This is a genomic window from Nocardia jiangxiensis NBRC 101359 (assembly GCF_000308615.1).
GTDB classification, from domain to species: domain Bacteria; phylum Actinomycetota; class Actinomycetes; order Mycobacteriales; family Mycobacteriaceae; genus Nocardia; species Nocardia jiangxiensis.
Genome location: NZ_BAGB01000031.1, coordinates 144,782 through 161,494 on the forward strand (window position 1 = coordinate 144,782; position 16,713 = coordinate 161,494).

The 16,713-nt window shown below is 68.5% G+C and carries 16 protein-coding genes; 11 read left to right on the forward strand and 5 right to left on the reverse strand.

Translation table 11 applies throughout. The features are described 5' to 3' along the window. Window positions 1–34: 34 nt before the first annotated feature. Together glgX and ON40_RS10925 are read right to left on the reverse strand one after the other, a co-directional pair. Window positions 35–2,203 (reverse strand): glycogen debranching protein GlgX, encoded by a 2,169-nt coding sequence (glgX, locus tag ON40_RS10920; RefSeq protein ID WP_051192959.1) that lies wholly within the window; start codon window positions 2,201–2,203, stop codon window positions 35–37. Window positions 2,204–2,306: 103 nt separating this feature from the next. Next, window positions 2,307–3,245 (reverse strand): bifunctional helix-turn-helix transcriptional regulator/GNAT family N-acetyltransferase, encoded by a 939-nt coding sequence (locus tag ON40_RS10925; RefSeq protein WP_040821223.1) that lies wholly within the window; start codon window positions 3,243–3,245, stop codon window positions 2,307–2,309. 174 nt (window positions 3,246–3,419) lie between these two features. On the opposite strand from ON40_RS10925, the gene ON40_RS10930 reads away from it, so the two are divergent. The 3 genes from ON40_RS10930 to bioD all read left to right on the forward strand — a co-directional run bounded on the left by ON40_RS10930 (window position 3,420) and on the right by bioD (window position 6,656). Then, window positions 3,420–4,688 (forward strand): adenosylmethionine--8-amino-7-oxononanoate transaminase, encoded by a 1,269-nt coding sequence (locus ON40_RS10930; protein WP_083895563.1) that lies wholly within the window; start codon window positions 3,420–3,422, stop codon window positions 4,686–4,688. Window positions 4,689–4,752: 64 nt separating this feature from the next. Next, on the forward strand, window positions 4,753–5,940 hold the full coding sequence (locus tag ON40_RS10935) for an 8-amino-7-oxononanoate synthase (RefSeq protein ID WP_051192960.1): 1,188 nt from the start codon (window positions 4,753–4,755) through the stop codon (window positions 5,938–5,940). A 32-nt stretch (window positions 5,941–5,972) separates the two neighbouring features. Further along, complete coding sequence (gene bioD, locus ON40_RS10940) at window positions 5,973–6,656, forward strand: dethiobiotin synthase (RefSeq protein WP_040821228.1); 684 nt, start codon at window positions 5,973–5,975, stop codon at window positions 6,654–6,656. A gap of 86 nt (window positions 6,657–6,742) precedes the next feature. On the opposite strand, the gene ON40_RS10945 is transcribed toward bioD, so the two are convergent. Then, window positions 6,743–7,345: a TetR/AcrR family transcriptional regulator C-terminal domain-containing protein gene (locus ON40_RS10945; protein WP_040821230.1), complete on the reverse strand. Its 603-nt coding sequence runs from the start codon at window positions 7,343–7,345 to the stop codon at window positions 6,743–6,745. A 134-nt stretch (window positions 7,346–7,479) separates the two neighbouring features. Between ON40_RS10945 and bioB the strand changes: the two genes are divergently transcribed. The 5 genes from bioB to ON40_RS10970 all read left to right on the forward strand — a co-directional run bounded on the left by bioB (window position 7,480) and on the right by ON40_RS10970 (window position 11,393). Continuing rightward, complete coding sequence (bioB, locus tag ON40_RS10950) at window positions 7,480–8,499, forward strand: biotin synthase BioB (protein WP_040821234.1); 1,020 nt, start codon at window positions 7,480–7,482, stop codon at window positions 8,497–8,499. A 106-nt stretch (window positions 8,500–8,605) separates the two neighbouring features. Further along, a complete protein-coding gene (bsaP, locus tag ON40_RS10955; RefSeq protein ID WP_040821499.1) occupies window positions 8,606–8,815 on the forward strand; it encodes a biotin synthase auxiliary protein BsaP in 210 nt (69 codons plus the stop codon). Next, on the forward strand, window positions 8,815–9,504 hold the full coding sequence (locus ON40_RS10960; RefSeq protein ID WP_051192961.1) for a DUF2567 domain-containing protein: 690 nt from the start codon (window positions 8,815–8,817) through the stop codon (window positions 9,502–9,504). The genes bsaP and ON40_RS10960 overlap by 1 nt, the downstream gene beginning before the upstream one ends. 301 nt (window positions 9,505–9,805) lie before the next feature. Continuing rightward, on the forward strand, window positions 9,806–9,988 hold the full coding sequence (locus ON40_RS10965) for a hypothetical protein (RefSeq protein WP_040821236.1): 183 nt from the start codon (window positions 9,806–9,808) through the stop codon (window positions 9,986–9,988). Window positions 9,989–10,196: 208 nt separating this feature from the next. Continuing rightward, window positions 10,197–11,393 carry a dipeptidase gene (locus tag ON40_RS10970; RefSeq protein WP_040821238.1) on the forward strand — a complete coding sequence of 399 codons (1,197 nt, stop codon included), beginning with the start codon at window positions 10,197–10,199 and terminating at the stop codon, window positions 11,391–11,393. Between the two features lie 23 nt (window positions 11,394–11,416). Here the strand turns inward: ON40_RS10970 and ON40_RS10975 are convergent, their stop codons facing one another. Together ON40_RS10975 and ON40_RS10980 are read right to left on the reverse strand one after the other, a co-directional pair. After that, entirely contained in the window at window positions 11,417–12,076 is a 660-nt protein-coding gene (locus ON40_RS10975; RefSeq protein ID WP_040821241.1) for a DedA family protein, read from the reverse strand. 116 nt (window positions 12,077–12,192) lie between these two features. Further along, window positions 12,193–12,951 carry an NUDIX hydrolase gene (locus ON40_RS10980; protein WP_040821244.1) on the reverse strand — a complete coding sequence of 253 codons (759 nt, stop codon included), beginning with the start codon at window positions 12,949–12,951 and terminating at the stop codon, window positions 12,193–12,195. A 77-nt stretch (window positions 12,952–13,028) separates the two neighbouring features. Here ON40_RS10980 and nadA point away from each other — a divergent pair, with 77 nt between their 5' ends. Genes nadA through nadC form a run of 3 tightly spaced genes read left to right on the forward strand, consistent with a single transcriptional unit; the run spans window position 13,029 to window position 16,651 of the window. After that, window positions 13,029–14,054 (forward strand): quinolinate synthase NadA, encoded by a 1,026-nt coding sequence (nadA, locus tag ON40_RS10985; RefSeq protein ID WP_040821247.1) that lies wholly within the window; start codon window positions 13,029–13,031, stop codon window positions 14,052–14,054. Window positions 14,055–14,085: 31 nt separating this feature from the next. Continuing rightward, on the forward strand, window positions 14,086–15,750 hold the full coding sequence (locus tag ON40_RS10990; RefSeq protein ID WP_040821249.1) for an L-aspartate oxidase: 1,665 nt from the start codon (window positions 14,086–14,088) through the stop codon (window positions 15,748–15,750). A gap of 40 nt (window positions 15,751–15,790) precedes the next feature. Next, window positions 15,791–16,651 carry a carboxylating nicotinate-nucleotide diphosphorylase gene (gene nadC, locus ON40_RS10995; RefSeq protein WP_040821251.1) on the forward strand — a complete coding sequence of 287 codons (861 nt, stop codon included), beginning with the start codon at window positions 15,791–15,793 and terminating at the stop codon, window positions 16,649–16,651. Window positions 16,652–16,713: the final 62 nt, after the last annotated feature.

The window sequence follows — 16,713 nt, forward strand, 5'->3', positions numbered from 1 at the left end:
TCTGTCTTGATCTCATCATGGCGTGCGTGCGGCCCTACATCCTCGCCCACGTCGGCTCCCGCGCATCGTGCCGGTCGGTCCGGCGCAATACCAGCAGACAACGGTCCGGCACCTCGACCACGGCCGGCGTGTCGAAGTCGATCGGTGCGTGTCCGGTGGGGGTCGAACAGTCCAGGGCCACCGACCACCGGGTGCCGAAATCCGGTCCCGGCAGGGTGAACTCGATGGGGGAGTCGTGAGCGTTGAAACACAGCAGGAACGAATCGTCCCGGATGCGCTCGCCGCGCGGTCCCGGCTCGTTGATCCGCGAGCCGTTCAGGAAGACCGCCAGCGAGCGGCCGAATCCGGAATCCCAGTCCGCGGCGGTCATCTCGGCTCCGGAGGGGGTGAGCCAGGCGATGTCGGGGGCGTCCAGGCGACCGTCGCGGTCGTCGTCCGCGCCGGGGCGGCCGTCGAAGAAGCGGCGGCGACGGAACACCGGATGCTCGGTACGCAGTGCCAGGGCGGCGCGGGTGAACCGCAGTAGATCCGAGTTCTTCTGCGCCAGAGACCAATCCACCCAGGACAGCGGGGAGTCCTGGCAGTAGGCGTTGTTGTTGCCGAGCTGGGTGCGGCCCATCTCGTCGCCGTGCAGCAGCATCGGGGTGCCCTGTGAGAGTGCGAGGGTGGCGATCATGTTGCGCGTCTGGCGATCTCGCAGCGCCAGGACTCCGGGGTCGTCGGTCGGCCCCTCCACACCGCAGTTCCAGGATCGGTTGTAGTTCTCGCCGTCGCGATTGTCCTCGCCGTTGTCCTGATTGTGTTTGTCGTTGTACGACACCAGATCCCGGAGCGTGAACCCGTCGTGCGCGGTGACGAAGTTGATGCTGGCCCCGGGGCGGCGGCCGGTGGCCTCGTACAGATCCGACGAGCCGGTCAGCCGAGAGGCGAACTCGCCCAGCGTCGCCGGTTCACCGCGCCAGTAATCCCGCACGGTGTCACGGTATTTGCCGTTCCATTCGGTCCACAGACTCGGGAAGTTGCCGACCTGATAGCCGCCCTCGCCGACGTCCCAGGGTTCGGCGATGAGTTTGACCTGACTGACCACCGGATCCTGCTGCACCAGATCGAAGAAGGTGGACAGCCGGTCCACGTCGTGCAGTTCGCGGGCCAGGGTGGCGGCCAGGTCGAAGCGGAATCCGTCCACGTGCATCTCCAGCACCCAGTAGCGCAGCGAATCCATGATCAGCTGCAGGGTGTGCGGATGACGCACGTTGAGGCTGTTGCCGGTGCCGGTGTAGTCGACGTAGTGCTGCGGATCATCCTGTGCCAGACGGTAGTACGCGGCGTTGTCGATGCCGCGCAGGCACAGGGTGGGTCCCAGGTGATTGCCTTCACCGGTGTGGTTGTAGACCACGTCGAGAATCACTTCGATCCCCCCGGCGTGCAATGCCCGCACCATGGCCTTGAATTCGGTGACCGCGGCCCCGGCGCGCGGATCTGCGGCGTATTCGTGATGCGGGGCCAGATAGCCGAAACTGTTGTACCCCCAGTAGTTTCGCAGCCCTTTGTCCAGCAGTAGGCGGTCGTGCACGAACTGGTGCACCGGCATCAGCTCGACCGCGGTGACGCCCAGTCCGACGAGATGTTCGACGATCGCCGGATGCGCCATCCCGGCATAGGTTCCGCGCAGTTCGGGCGGCACCTGCGGATGCGTCATCGTCATCCCCTTGACGTGCGCTTCGTAGATGACCGTCTCGTGGTAGGGCCGCCGCGGCGCGCGGTCGTCGGCCCAGTCGAAGTACGGGTTGATCACCACGCCGGTCATGGTGTGCCCCAGGGAATCCCGGCCCGGCGTGTACAGCGACGGATCGTTGCCGAACTCGCCCGTGAACGCCTTGCCGTACGGGTCCAGCAACAGTTTGCTCGGATCGCAGCGCAGCCCGCGCTCGGGTTCGAACGGACCGTGCACCCGGAAGCCGTAGCGTTGTCCGGGGCCGATCGTGGGCACGTACGCGTGCCAGACGTAGCCGTCGACTTCCTCGAGCGGGATGCGGACCTCCGCGCCGTCCCGTCCGATCAGGCACAATTCCACCCGCTCGGCGACTTCGGAGAAGAGGGAGAAGTTGGTTCCGGCTCCGTCGTAGGTGGCTCCCAACGGGTACGCGGTGCCCGGCCAGACGCCGAGCGGCGCGACCTCACCGAGTGCGTCGGGTGCAACCATGCCTTCGACAGTAATGGGCGTCGCTGGGTACCCGGTGCGGGTGGGCCGCGAGATGTGGCATTGCACGCATCTCGGGCGGTGGCGCAATCGTGCCGCGCGGTGGTCAGCGCAGTGCGCGCCGCCAGGTCTGCCCGAGCAGATCCTTGCCGAAGCTGTGGTGCGGTTCGGACTCGGCGAGTTCGAATCCGGCCCGCTGATAGATGTGCCGGGCCGAGGTCAGCACGTCGTTGGTCCACAGCACCATCTCGCGGTATCCGGCGGCGGTGGCGAATTCGACGCAGTGCCGGACCAGTGCGGTGCCCACGCCTCGGCCGCGTGCGGACGGTTCCACCAGCAGCAGCCGCAGCCGGGCGGTGTCGTCGTCCTCGTGCATGCAGAACACCGCGCCGAGCCGTTCGCCGCCGGATTCGGCGATCCAGGCGTGCTCGGTGTGCGGGTCGTGTGATTCCAGGAAGCCGGTCACGATCCGCGCGACGAGGGTTTCGTAGCTGCCGTCCCAGCCGTATTCGGCGGCGTAGAGGGCGGCGTTTCTGGCGATCACCCAGCCGTAGTCCCCGGGGCGGGGTTCGCGGATGCGCACCGGTGCCTCGTGCCCGTCCAGAATCGCCTCGATGGTGTGCATGGCCTCGACCAGGCGGGTGTGGTCGGCGGCGGGACGCTCGGCGAGCAGGTCGGCGACGCCGCGGCTGGAGCGTTCGTTCAGGTCGGCGAAGACCGCGCGGCCCCGGTCGGTGAGCTGCACCTGCTGGCGTCGCGCGTCCTGCTCGCTGCGTCGCCGTTCGGCGAGTCCGTCCTGTGCGAAGCGGGCCAGGATGCGGCTCAGATAACCGGGATCCAGGTCCAGGCTCCGGCGCAGTTCGACCACGTCCGCGGTTTCGGAGTGGGCCAGTTCGAACAGGATTCGCGCCTCGGTCAGCGAGTAGTCGGTATCGACGAGGTGTTCGTGCAGGACGCCGATCAATCGGGTGTAGCGGCGATTGAATTCGCGGACGGCATCGATGTGCTCGGCGGCGACTTCGGCACTCGTGCTGACGGTGTTCATGAGGCTCCGCTTCCGGTTCGCTGGTCCTTGACTCGGTCAGGATATTCTTTGACTCCGTCAAACGATAGCTCTGCAGCCCTCGTGTGTGAACCGGTTTTCGCATGCAGATGCGGGGGAGCGGGTCGCCGATGGTAACTTGAACGACGTTCAAGGAAGCCTTCGTGAAGGATTGCCGTGGCATTGACCCCCGACGAGATCACCGCGCTGGACGCCGCACACGTCTGGCATCCCTACGGCGGTTTCCCGGCTCCGACCGAACCACTGGTCGTCGCCTCCGCCGCCGGAACCAAGCTCACCCTGGCCGACGGCCGCGAGCTGGTCGACGGAATGAGCTCCTGGTGGGCGGCGGTGCACGGTTACCGGCATCCGGTGCTGGACGCGGCGCTGACCGAGCAGGCGCAGCGGATGAGTCACGTCATGTTCGGCGGTCTGACCCACGAACCCGCGGCACGACTGTGCCAGTTGCTCGTCGAGCACACCCCGGACGGGCTGGACAAGGTCTTCCTGTGCGACTCGGGTTCGGTGTCGGTCGAGGTGGCCGCAAAGATGTGCCTGCAGTACTGGCGGGCGCTGGGCAAGCCGGGCAAGCGGCGGCTGTTCACCTGGCGCGGCGGCTATCACGGCGACACCTTCACCCCGATGAGCGTGTGCGATCCCGAGGGCGGCATGCATTCGCTGTGGACCGATGTGCTCAGCGAGCAGATCTTCGCTCCCGTCCCGCCGAAGGAATACGAGCCGGAGTACGTCCGCGAACTGGAACGTCTGCTGGCCGAACACGCGGACGAGACCGCCGCGGTGATCGTGGAACCGATCGTGCAGGGCGCGGGCGGTATGCGTTTTCATCACCCGGACTATCTGAACGACCTGCGCCGCCTCTGCGACGAACACGGCATCCTGCTGGTGTTCGACGAGATCGCCACCGGTTTCGGCCGCACCGGCACATTCTTCGCCGCGGACCGGGTCGGCGTGCGACCCGACGTGATGTGCGTCGGCAAGGCCCTCACGGGCGGATATCTGACGCTGGCCGCGACCCTGTGCACGTCGCGGATCGCCGAGACGATCAGCGCCGGGCACGGCGGGCTCATGCATGGGCCGACCTTCATGGGCAACCCGCTGGCCTGCGCGGTCGCGGTCGCCTCGATCGAACTGCTGCTCTCGCGCGACTGGTACGGCGAGGTCGCCGGGATCGAGGCCCGGCTGACCGCCGGATTGGCTGCGGCGCAAGAAGTTCCGGGCGTGGTGGAGGTGCGGGTGCAGGGCGCGATCGGCGTCGTGGAACTCGATCATCCGGTCGATATGCGCAAGGCCACGCACGCCGCCGTGGACGCCGGGGTCTGGCTGCGGCCCTTCCGCAACCTCGTCTACACGATGCCGCCGTTCATCAGCAGTCCGGACGATATCGCGCGCATCACCGCGGGCGTCGTCGCCGCGGCCGCGAGCTGAGTGTGTTCGCGCCGGGGCATACCCGGCCTTGCTCCTGAACGCCGTTCAAGTATGCTTCTCTCCTGTGAGTAGCGATCCGTTGAGCTGGTTGGACGAGCGGGCCACCGCGCGGGTGAGCGCTGGACTGCGGCGGGAACTGCGAGCGCGCCAGCCGCGGTCCGCGGCGATCGATCTGGCCTCCAACGACTATCTGGGGCTGTCCCGGCATCCCGAGGTGATCGCCGCCGCGGTCGATGCCGTGCGCACCTGGGGAACCGGGTCGACCGGTTCGCGGCTGGTGACCGGGACGACGACCGCGCACGAGGAATTCGAGGCCGAACTGGCCGAATTCGTCGGTGCGGAGGCGGGGTTGGTGTTCGCCACCGGATACGCCGCCAACCTCGGGGTGGTCACGGCACTGGCCGGGCGCGGATCGCTGGTGGTGTCCGATGCGGGCAGCCACGCCTCGCTGGTCGACGCCTGCCGCCTTTCCCGGGCCCGGGTCGAGATCGCCCCGCACTGCGACGTCGACGCGGTGGATCGGCTGCTGGCCGAACGCACCGAGGAGCGGGCGCTGGTGCTCACCGATTCGGTGTTCAGCGCGGACGGTGATCTCGCGCCGCTGGCCGATCTGCATCGGGTGGTCAGCGCCAACGGTGCGGTGCTGATCGTCGACGAGGCGCACGGTATCGGCGTGCGCGGCGAGGGCGGGCGCGGGCTGGTGCACGAGCTGGGCCTGGCCGGGCTGCCCGATCTGATCGTCACCGCGACACTGTCCAAAGCCCTTGCCGCGCAAGGTGGTGCGGTGCTGTCCAGTGAGCGCGTGCGGGCACATCTGATCGATTCGGCGCGCACGTTCATCTTCGACACCGGTCTGGCCCCGGCGGCCGTCGGCGCTGCGCGCGCGGCACTGGGACTGCTGCGCCGCGATCCGGAGATGGGCGGGCGCGTGCTGACCCGCGCGGCGCAGATCGCGCGCATCGCCGGTGTGCCGCAGCCGGATTCGGCCGTGGTGTCGGTAGTGCTCGGTCGGGCGCAGGTCGCCTACGACGCCGCCTGTGCATGCCGGGCGCGCGGAGTGAACGTCGGATGCTTCCGCCCGCCGTCGGTGCCCGAGGGCACCTCGCGGCTGCGGCTGACCGCGCGCGCGGATCTCACCGATGCCGAGATGGACACCATCGCAACGGTTCTCGGCGAGGTGCTGGTGCAGGCGCGCGCCGGAACGCCGGATCGGGAGCCGCAACCCGCCGGTGTGTCCGCGTCCGCGTCGTAGGCATTGTTTCCTGATGTGGGAGTGAGGATCTCGTGAGTGTTCTGATCGTGACCGGCACGTCGACCGATGTGGGCAAGACGATCGTCACCGCGGCGCTGGCGGCCGCGGCGCACGCGGCCGGACGTTCGGTGGCGGTCTGCAAACCGGCCCAGACCGGTGTGCAGCCGGGCGAACCCGGCGATCTCGCCGAGGTCGGCAGGCTCGCCGGTGTCACGCGCACACTGGAATTGGCCCGCTATCCGGATCCGCTCGCCCCCGACACCGCCGCCCGCCGCTGCGGCAGCCCGCTGCTGACCCTGGCCGAGACGGTCGCGGGCGTGGAATCGCTCGCCGACGCCGATCTGACGCTGGTGGAGGGCGCGGGCGGACTGCTGGTCCGGATGGGCGATTTCACGGTGCTGGATCTGGCCCAGAAGATGAACGCGCCGGTGCTGGTCGTCGCCGCCGCGGGCCTGGGCACCCTCAATCACAGTGAGCTGACCACCCGTACGTTGTCCGCCGCGGGCGTGCCCTGCGCGGGTCTGGTCATCGGATCCTGGCCCGTCGCACCGGATCTGGCCTCCGACTGCAACCGTGCCGATCTGCCCGCGGTCACCGGCGTGGACCTGGTCGGCAGCATTCCGGAGGGTGCGGGCCGCTGGACTCCGGAACGTTTCGCGGAGTCCGCCCCGGGCTGGTTCGAGCCCGCGTGGACGCAGCGCTATCTCACAGCGTGATCCGCACCGAGGGCGGCCGCATCGAGTCGGTTCGCCTCGTCCGGTCCGAGCGACAGCCCTCGGCCTGATCGCCGCCGGGGCGGTACTCAGCGCACCCGGCTGCCCAGTAGGTGCCGCACCCCACCGAGGAACAATTGCAGACCGAAATCGAAACGATCGGTGGCACTGAGTGTTTCGCCGTCGGTGAGCGATTCGTGAACCGGCGAGGACTCCTCGGCCAGCGCGCCCGCCGAATCCATCTGCATGCGCGACTGCTCGTCCACCGTCCCGCCCAGCACGTAGTACAGCAGTGTGTAGGCGGCCCGATCGGCCTCTTCGCGAGTCATCCCGCCGCGAATCAGCGCCCCGGCCAACCGTTCCCGGCCCTTGCTGGTGGTCAGGCGGGAGGCGTAGGTGGCCGAGACCACCTCGGCCCCGTCGCGGTAGGCCAGCAGACACGAGCGCAGCCGATGGGCGAGTTCGATGACCTGTCCGGACCAGTCGTCCGCATCGACCGTGTCCTCCATGGGCGCGAGAATCCGGTCGGCCACCGCGCCGAGCAGGGCCTGTTTGTTGGGAAAGTGCCAGTACAGTGCCCCGGGTTGGACATGCAGGGAGGTCGCCAGCCGGCGCATCGTCAGATCGGCCAGTCCGTACTGGTCGAGAATGGCGACGGCTCCGTCGACGACGTCGGTGCGGTGCAGCTGCACGGGCTGGCCCTTTCTGACGACCTTCTTTTTTTACGAGCTTTGACTTCCTGTCTGCAGGTACCTTAGCCTGAACACCGTTCAAGTACATTGTTCACGTTGCGCGGCCGCCCCGGCCAGAAGAAGGGATTCGTGCTGTGACCCAGGCACCCGTCAAGACCGACGTCGATATTCTGGCGACCGCTCGCGAGCAGGTGCTCGAGCGCGGCGTCGGACTCACCCAGGAGCAGACCGTCGAGGTGCTGCGGCTCGGGGACGATCGGCTCGAGGAGCTGCTGGGCCTGGCGCACGAGGTGCGGATGCGCTGGTGCGGTCCCGAGGTCGAGGTCGAGGGCATCATCTCGCTCAAGACCGGCGGCTGCCCCGAGGACTGCCACTTCTGCTCGCAGTCGGGCCTGTTCTCCTCGCCCGTGCGCGCGGCCTGGCTGGACATCCCCTCGCTGGTCGAGGCCGCCAAGCAGACCGCCAAGACCGGCGCGACCGAATTCTGCATCGTCGCGGCCGTGCGCGGCCCGGACGAGCGGCTGATGGCGCAGGTCGCGGCCGGCGTCGAGGCCATCCGCAACGAGGTCGACATCCAGGTCGCCTGCTCGCTGGGCATGCTCAACCAGGAGCAGGTCGACCAGCTCGCCGCGATGGGCGTGCACCGCTACAACCACAACCTGGAAACCTCCAAGTCGCACTTCCCGAACGTGGTCACCACGCACACCTGGGAGGAGCGCTGGGGCACCCTGCGCATGGTGCGCGAGGCCGGTATGGAGGTGTGCTGCGGCGGCATCCTCGGCATGGGTGAGACCATCGAGCAGCGTGCCGAGTTCGCCGCGCAACTGGCCGAACTGGAGCCCGACGAGGTGCCGCTGAACTTCCTGAACCCGCGTCCGGGCACCCCGTTCGGGGATCTCGAGGTGCTGCCCGCGGCCGAGGCGCTCAAGGCCGTGGCCGCCTTCCGGCTCGCGCTGCCGCGCACCATCCTGCGTTTCGCGGGCGGCCGGGAGATCACCCTCGGTGATCTGGGCGCCAAACAGGGCATCCTCGGCGGCATCAACGCCGTCATCGTCGGCAACTACCTGACCACGCTGGGCCGCCCCGCCGAGGCCGACCTGGACCTGCTGGGTGAGCTGAAGATGCCGATCAAGGCGCTCAACGAAACTCTCTGATCGCGCCGTGGCCGAGCCGGGCGCGGACCGCCGGTACGGTGAAGGTATTGTCGAGCAGCCCTGCCGCTGCACTTCATCGAGGGGTTTCGCAGAAGTGGTCGTCGATATGGAAGAGCGCTACAACCCGTTCACGGGTAAGCGAATCGTCGCGGGCCTGGATGATCCGGTACCCGCCGCAGCCGCGCTGGGCCTCGAGCCGCCGCGATTCTGTGAGCAGTGCGGACGCCGGATGATCGTGCAGGTGCATCCCGAGGGCTGGTGGGCCAAGTGTTCCCGGCACGGCGTGGTCGATTCGAAATCCCTGGATCGTCGCTGATGGTCCGGCAGGGTGTCGCCGGACCGCCCGCCTCGCGGCGGCGTGAAGTGCGCGCCGCGCTCGCAGTGGTACTCGCGGTGCTGCTGGTCAGCGCGATCGGCGGCGTGGTCTGGGCGGTGCTCGCCCCGACCGAACGGGTCGTCGTCGTGCAGCCCGGCCGCGGCGCGGCGCTGACGGGGGAGAGCGGGCACCGTTTCGACGCGATGGCCCTGTTCGTGTGCGTAGCGATGGTGGTCGGTGTGCTGACCGCCGCGGCGGTGTGGCGGCTGCGCCGGGTACGCGGCCCGATCATGCAGTGCGCCTTGCTGTTCGCCTCACTAGTCGGCGCGGAACTGATGTCCTGGTTCGGTGAACTGGTCGCCCGCTGGATGCATCCGCACTCGTCGAATCCGCCGCTGCACACCATCGTCGCCATGCCACCCCCGGTCGACGGCTGGCGCAACCTCGTCGATCACTGGATCCACTCGGACCTCTCCGCCGGAGCGTGGACGGTCGTGCTGGTCCAACCGTTGTTCGCGGCCCTGGTGATCCTCCTGGTCGCCGCTTTGAGCACCTCCGAAGACCTCGGCGTGGGCCCCGTCCATCCCGCTTACACTTCCGAGATCTCCTACGGCCCTTACAGCACGCCGGTGGCCAACGGCATCTCCCTGGGCCAGACCGGTCCGTACGAGGGCGCCGACTCCCGCTGAATCGCGGTTGAGGGTCGATCCAGCACGCCACCTGTCACAGCCAACTCGAGATGCCGATGGCGTCGTCGGGTGCCAACGCCTGCCGGCGGAACGACTGGACCCTGGTAGATCGGTGATTCTGCGTGTCCGGTCCGGAAGTGCGATCACCCCATCCGGCCTGCGGGTTCGTCGGTAGAGGCGACCGTGCGAACGGAACAGTCTCCGAACCCGCTGTCCCGCAGGAAACTCGGTAGCCGTCCCATCGGTCGACGGCTACCGTGGCCCAACGAACAGCCGACGACCAACGGAAAGGAGGTCGGCGATGAACCACATGCAGGACCGTGCTCGCCCGGCGGACCGATCGACCGAACACCCCGCCGAACGCGCCGACCTCACCGCCTGGCGCGCCCGCCACGAGCTGCGCAGATCCAATGCCGCACAACCGATTGCGAGCAAGCGGACTTATCGTCGCACCACCAAGCACCGCAAGCGGGATGCCGAGTGACCACCGGTAGGTGACGCGGGATCGGCGTCGGGGGTTTCGATGGGGTCGACTGTGCGTGCTGGGGTTGAGCCGATCGACTTCGGACCCAGCAGTCCTACCGGTGCAGAGCGCTCCGATCGGATGGGTGGAACCCGGTGTCGGGGTGGTTCGTCCGCGTGTCCGCCCGAGATCGGCAGGTCGGCGGATGGGGGAGGTTTAGAACTGTTGGATGACCGCTGATCTGTTCGATCGTGCTCGTGCTGTGCTTCGGGATGCACCGGTGGTGGACGGGCACAATGATCTGCCGTGGGCGATGCGCTCGCATGTGCGCTACGACCTGGATGCGCTGGATCTGGCGGGGGACCTGTCCGGAACTCTGCACACCGATCTGAACCGGTTGCGCGACGGTGGGGTCGGTGCGCAGTTCTGGTCGGTGTACGTGCCGTCGAGTCTGGCGGGGGATCGGGCGGTCAGTGCGACGCTCGAGCAGATCGACTTCGTGCGGGCGTTGATCGCGCGGTACCCGGATCGGTTGCGGGCGGCGTTCGGTGCGGACGATATGGCAGCCGCACGGGCGCAGGGCAGGATCGCCTCGCTCATGGGGGCCGAGGGCGGGCACAGTATCGACTGTTCGCTGGCCACCTTGCGGTCGCTGTATCTACTGGGCGTGCGCTATCTGACGCTGACTCACAACGACAATGTGCCGTGGGCGGATTCGGCCACCGACGAGCCGAAGGCGAACGGGCTCACCAGATTCGGCGAAGAGGTCGTCCGGGAGATGAATCGGCTCGGCATGCTGGTGGATCTGTCGCACGTCTCGGACGACACCATGCGCGCCGCGCTCGCGGTGTCGCGAGCGCCGGTGATCTTCTCGCATTCCTCAGCGCGGGCGCTGTGCGATCACCCGCGCAACATTCCCGACGATGTGCTGAAGTCGTTGTCCGCCAACGGCGGTGTGGCGATGGTGACCTTCGTGCCGCAATTCGTCCTGCCCGCCGCGACGCGCTGGGTGGTGGACGCGGATGCGAATATGCGTGAGCACGGTTTCCATCCGCTCGACACGGGGCCGGCCGCGATGGCCTGTCAGCGGACGTTCGAGGCCGCGAATCCGCGGCCGGTTCCGACGGTCGCCGATGTGGCCGATCACGTCGATCATGTGCGGGAGGCAGCCGGGGTGGATCATGTCGGCCTCGGCGGAGATTTCGACGGAATCGCCTTCGTCACAGCGGGTCTGGACGATGTTTCCGGATATCCGAATCTGATCGCCGAACTCCTCGCACGCGGCTGGTCCACGTCCGATCTGGGAAAACTCGCCTGGCACAACGCCGTTCGGGCCCTACGTGATGCCGAGGACGTCGCCCGCGAGTTGCAGCGCACTCGGGCGCCGTCGATCGCGACCATCGATCAGCTGGACGGAAACGACTGAGCAGTACTCGCGGTCGAGCGCACTCAGTGCGGTCCCGGCGCGTTCTCCCCGTGCGCGGTCTCGTACTCGGCCTCGATCACCTTGGCGTGGCGGCGCTCGCGCACCTTCCACACGATCAGGCCGACGACGACGATGACCACGACCGCGATGGTCATACCGCGGCCCACGGTCGAGGCGAGCTTCTCGTAGGACTGCCCGGCGAGATATCCGAGTACGACGAAGGTCGTGCCCCAGACGATGCCGCCGGTGGCGTTGTAGGCCAGGAATCGGCCGTAGGGCATGCGGGAGGTGCCGACCAGCGCGGGCATGACCGCGCGGAAGAATGCCGTGAACCGGCCCAGGAACACCGCCCAGCCACCGCGGTGGGCCAGGAACTCCTGAGCGCGATCGAGTCGTCCCCGATAGCGATCCAGCATGGACATTCCCAGCAGCCGTATGCCGAAATGCTTGCCGACCTCGTATCCCACGCTGTCTCCGACGATGGCGGCCAGCACCACCAGCAGAATCATCGCCCACAGCTGCACATGGCCCTGACTGGCCGCGACCCCGCCGAGCACCGCCGCGGTCTCGCCCGGGATGACGAAACCGATGAAGATCGCGTCCTCGGCGAACACCAGCAGTCCCACGGTCAGGTAGACCCATACCGGTGCGATCTCGAGGATCCGCTGCATCAGCGAGTTCATGTCGGCAACGGTACCTGGCAATCCGAGAGCGCAGCGTGTCCCGCGGTCCGCTGAGTTCGAGGACCGATAGCTGTGCCATCGCCCGGAGGTTGCCCGGTCGCCTCGCCGGAGTTTGCTCAGGTGGGCGGGCGGAGCGCGGCGAACTCGTCGGTGACGCGCAGGCCGTCGTCGGTGAAGCGGTAGAGAGCGGCGGGGCGGCCGCCGGATTTACCGGGGGTGGAGGTGGCTCCGGTCGGGGTGATCACCTTGCGGCGGGTCAGGACTCGTTGCAGGTTCGTCGTGTCGACGTCGTATCCCAGTGCCGCGCAATAGATTTTGCGGAGGGTGGACATGGTGAAGCGCGACGGGGCAAGGGCGAAGGCGATATTGGTGTAGGACAGCTTCGCGGCCAGTCGGGTGCGGGCGTGCCGGGCGACGGTGCCGTGATCGAAGGACATCGCAGGTAGGGCCGAGACCGGATACCAGCGGGTATCGTCCGGCAGCTGCGGGTCGGCGGTCAGCGGGACCAGTCCGAGATAGGCCGACGCGATGCGCCGCGGCGGCGGCACCCGGTGCGGATCGCTGAACACCCAGACCTGCTCGAGATGGGACACCTCGCGCACGTCGACCTTCTCCGCGAGCTGGCGGCGAGCCGAGAAATCCAGATCCTCGTCGTCGCGCAACCGCCCGCCCGGCAGTGACCAGGTGCCGGTCTGCGGTTCCATCGCCCGCTGCCACAGCAGCACGCCCAGTTCGGTGTGCCAGCCGGATGCCGATCGGGCCGCGTCGGGGTCGACCGGCTCGTTGCTGTGCTGACCTGCGGTGACGGTGTCGCGGAAGCGACGAACTTGGAACACTGCGGTGAGCGATTCGTGAATGGTGCTACTATGGGGCACGTTTTCGATTATAAGTCGAAAACCGGTTGGATGCGAAATCGGCGGTTGCGCCGGGCGCAGAGAGAAGGAGCCATGCCATGGCGACTATGACGTTGACCGGGCGAGTCACCGACGGTCCGTCGGGGTTCACGGGTGTCGAGGCGACCCCGGAGTGGGCGGCGGAGATCAAGCGGCTGGCGCGGGAGCGCAATGCGACGATCCTGGCGCACAACTACCAGCTGCCCGAGATCCAGGACGTTGCCGATCACGTCGGCGACTCGCTGGCGCTGTCCCGCATCGCCGCCGAAGCTCCCGAGGACACGATCGTGTTCTGCGGCGTGCACTTCATGGCCGAGACCGCCAAGATCCTGAGCCCGGACAAGACCGTGCTGATCCCGGACCAGCGCGCGGGCTGCTCGCTGGCCGACTCCATCTCCGCGGACGAGCTACGCGAATGGAAGGCCGAACACCCTGGGGCGCTGGTGGTTTCGTACGTGAACACGACCGCCGCGGTGAAGGCGCTCACCGACATCTGCTGCACCTCGTCCAACGCCGTCGACGTGGTCGCCTCCATCGACCCCGACCGCGAGGTGCTGTTCCTGCCCGACCAGTTCCTCGGCGCGCACGTCAAGCGGGTGACCGGCCGGGAGAACATGCACATCTGGGCGGGCGAGTGCCACGTGCACGCGGGCATCAACGGTGACGAGTTGACCGAGCAGGCGCGCACCCACCCCGACGCCGAACTGTTCGTGCACCCCGAATGCGGTTGCGCCACATCGGCGTTGTACCTCGCAGGCGAGGGCGCCTTCCCGGCCGAGCGGGTGCACATCCTGTCCACCGGCGGCATGATCGATGCCGCGAAGGCCGTGACCTCGCGCGAGGTGCTGGTCGCCACCGAGATCGGCATGCTGCACCAGTTGCGCAAGGCTGCGCCCGGCATCGACTTCCAGGCGGTGAACGATCGCGCCTCCTGCAAGTACATGAAGATGATCACTCCGGCCGCGCTGCTGCGCTGCCTGACCGAGAATCGCGACGAGGTGCACGTCGACCCGGAAACCGCTGCGGCGGGACGTGATTCGGTGCTGCGCATGATCGAGATCGGCAACCCCGGCGGTGGGGAGTGAGCGTTCCCGACCCCGAACCTGGACAGCCGCGATGAACGCTCCGGTGATCCGGTGGGAGGCCGAGGCGGATCTGGTGGTGATCGGTGGCGGCGTCGCGGGCCTGACCGCGGCGCGCACCGCATCGCTGCGCGGACTGCGAGTGCTCACCCTCAGCAAGGGCGGGCCCTCGGACACTTCCACCCAGTACGCGCAGGGCGGCATCGCCGTCGTTGCGCCGCACGGGGATTCGGTGGAATCCCATGTCGAGGACACGGTCGTGGCCGGAGTGGGACTGTGCGATCCCGAGTCGGTGCGGTCGATCGTCGAGGGCGGTCGCGGTGCGGTGGCAGCGCTGACCGATCTGGGTGCGGTCTTCGATCTCGGCCGGGACGGCGAGGTTTCGCGCACCCGCGAGGGTGGGCACAGCACCCGGCGCATCATTCACGCCGGTGGTGATGCCACCGGTGCGGAGGTGCAGCGAGCGCTGAACGCGGCGGGTCTGCCCGTGCTGTTCGGCGCCGCCGCGGTGCGGATCGTCACCGGTCCGCGCGGAGTTCAGGGCGTTGTCGCGGTGTCGGACAAGGGTTTCGGCGTCGTGCACGCACCCGCGGTGCTGCTGGCCACGGGAGGTCTCGGGCAGCTGTACGCCTGCAGCACCAACCCGTCCGGCGCCACCGCGGACGGGATAGCGCTGGCCCTGCGGGCCGGTGCGACCGTCGCGGACCTGGAATTCGTCCAGTTCCATCCGACCGTGCTGTTCACCCCGGGCGGTCTGGGGCGACGGCCGCTGATCAGCGAGGCCGTGCGCGGCGAGGGTGCGAAACTCGTCGATTCCCAAGGGGATTCGGTGACCGAGGGGGTGCATCCGCGCGGTGATCTCGCACCCCGCGATGTGGTCTCGCGGGCGATCGCGGCCCGGCTGCGTGCGCTGGGCACCGATCACATCTTCCTCGACGCCCGCGCCATCGACGGCTTTCCGCAACGGTTTCCGACCATCACGGCTTCGTGCCGCGCGGTCGGCATCGATCCGCGCGCGGATCTGATCCCGGTCGCTCCGGCCGCGCACTACCAGTGCGGCGGGATCCTCACCGACCCGCACGGCCGCACGACGGTGCCCGGCCTCTACGCCGCGGGCGAGGTCGCCCGCACCGGCCTGCACGGGGCCAATCGGCTCGCGTCCAACAGCCTGCTGGAGGGGCTGGTCGTGGGCGAGCGCGCCGGGGCCGCGGCAGCGGAGCGGCTCGGTGAACCCGGACGGGTCGGCGAGATCGGCGACTGGGAGTTCCCACGCGCCGACCGGAAGTTGTTGCAGGAGTTGATGACCGAGCACGCCGGTGTGGTACGCGACGGCGACGGGCTGCGTGCGGCCGTGCTGCGGCTGCTGCATCTGCTCAACGACCGCAACGGCGGAGTCCGGGCCATGCCCGCGGATCTTCCCGAACTCGCCGACGACCCGGAGCGGACCTGCGACGTCGGCAGGGTGGTCGACGACATCGAGGACGCGGCTCTGACGCTCACCGCCCGCGCCATCCTGCTGGCCGCGGGTGCGCGCACCGAGAGCCGCGGTTGCCACACCCGATCCGATCACCCCGACACCCGTGACGACCTGCGCCGCAGTATTCCGGTGCGGCTCGGTCCGGACGGCCGCCCGCAGCTGGTCGCCGCCGGCGCCGAGCACACCGGCGGCTGGGGTGCATCGGTGCCGAGGGCATCGTGAGACCGGCCGACCATATGGACACTGACGCAGGAGTACACCGATGAGCCTGGATCCCGGCCTCGACCGCGAGGAGATCCGCACCCTGATCCGTACCGCGCTGGACGAGGATCTGCGGTACGGACCCGATATCACCACGGCTGCGACGGTTCCCGAGCAGGCCGTGGTGAAGGCGGCGATGGTCTCGCGTCAGCCGGGCACCGTCGCCGGGATCGATGTCGGACTGTTGGTGCTGGACGAGGTGATCGGCGCGGGGAATTACGAGGTCGCCGACCGGGTGCCCGACGGCACCCGGGTCGCCCCCGGTGACGCCGTGCTGAGCGTGCTCGCCCCGACCCGCGGGCTGCTCACCGCCGAGCGCACCATGCTCAATCTGGTGACCCACCTGTCCGGCATCGCGACCGCGACGGCCGCCTGGGTGGACGCGGTCTCGGGCACCGAATGCCGCATCCGCGACAGCCGGAAGACCCTGCCGGGCCTGCGTTCTCTGCAGAAGTACGCGGTGCGGGCCGGAGGCGGGGTGAATCATCGGATGGGTCTGGGTGATGCCGCGCTGATCAAGGACAACCACGTGGTCGCCGCGGGATCGGTGGTCGCGGCCCTGCAGGCGGTGCGCGCGTTGGCTCCCGACATCACCTGCGAGGTCGAGGTGGACACCCTCGAACAACTCGACGCCGTCCTGGAACACGACGTGGAACTGGTTCTGCTGGACAACTTCCCGCTGTGGGCCACCCAGGCTGCGGTGCAGCGCCGCAACTCCCGCGCCCCGCGCACGAAACTCGAGTCCTCCGGCGGACTCTCGCTCGACCTGGCCGCCGAATACGCCGGTACCGGCGTGGACTATCTCGCCGTCGGCGCACTCACCCACTCGGTCCGGGTCCTGGACCTGGGCCTGGACATGTAGACGGATCCCGTTCGGGGACAAGGGAAATCGGTCGCGGTCGGCTCGGTTGCGGGTCGACCCGG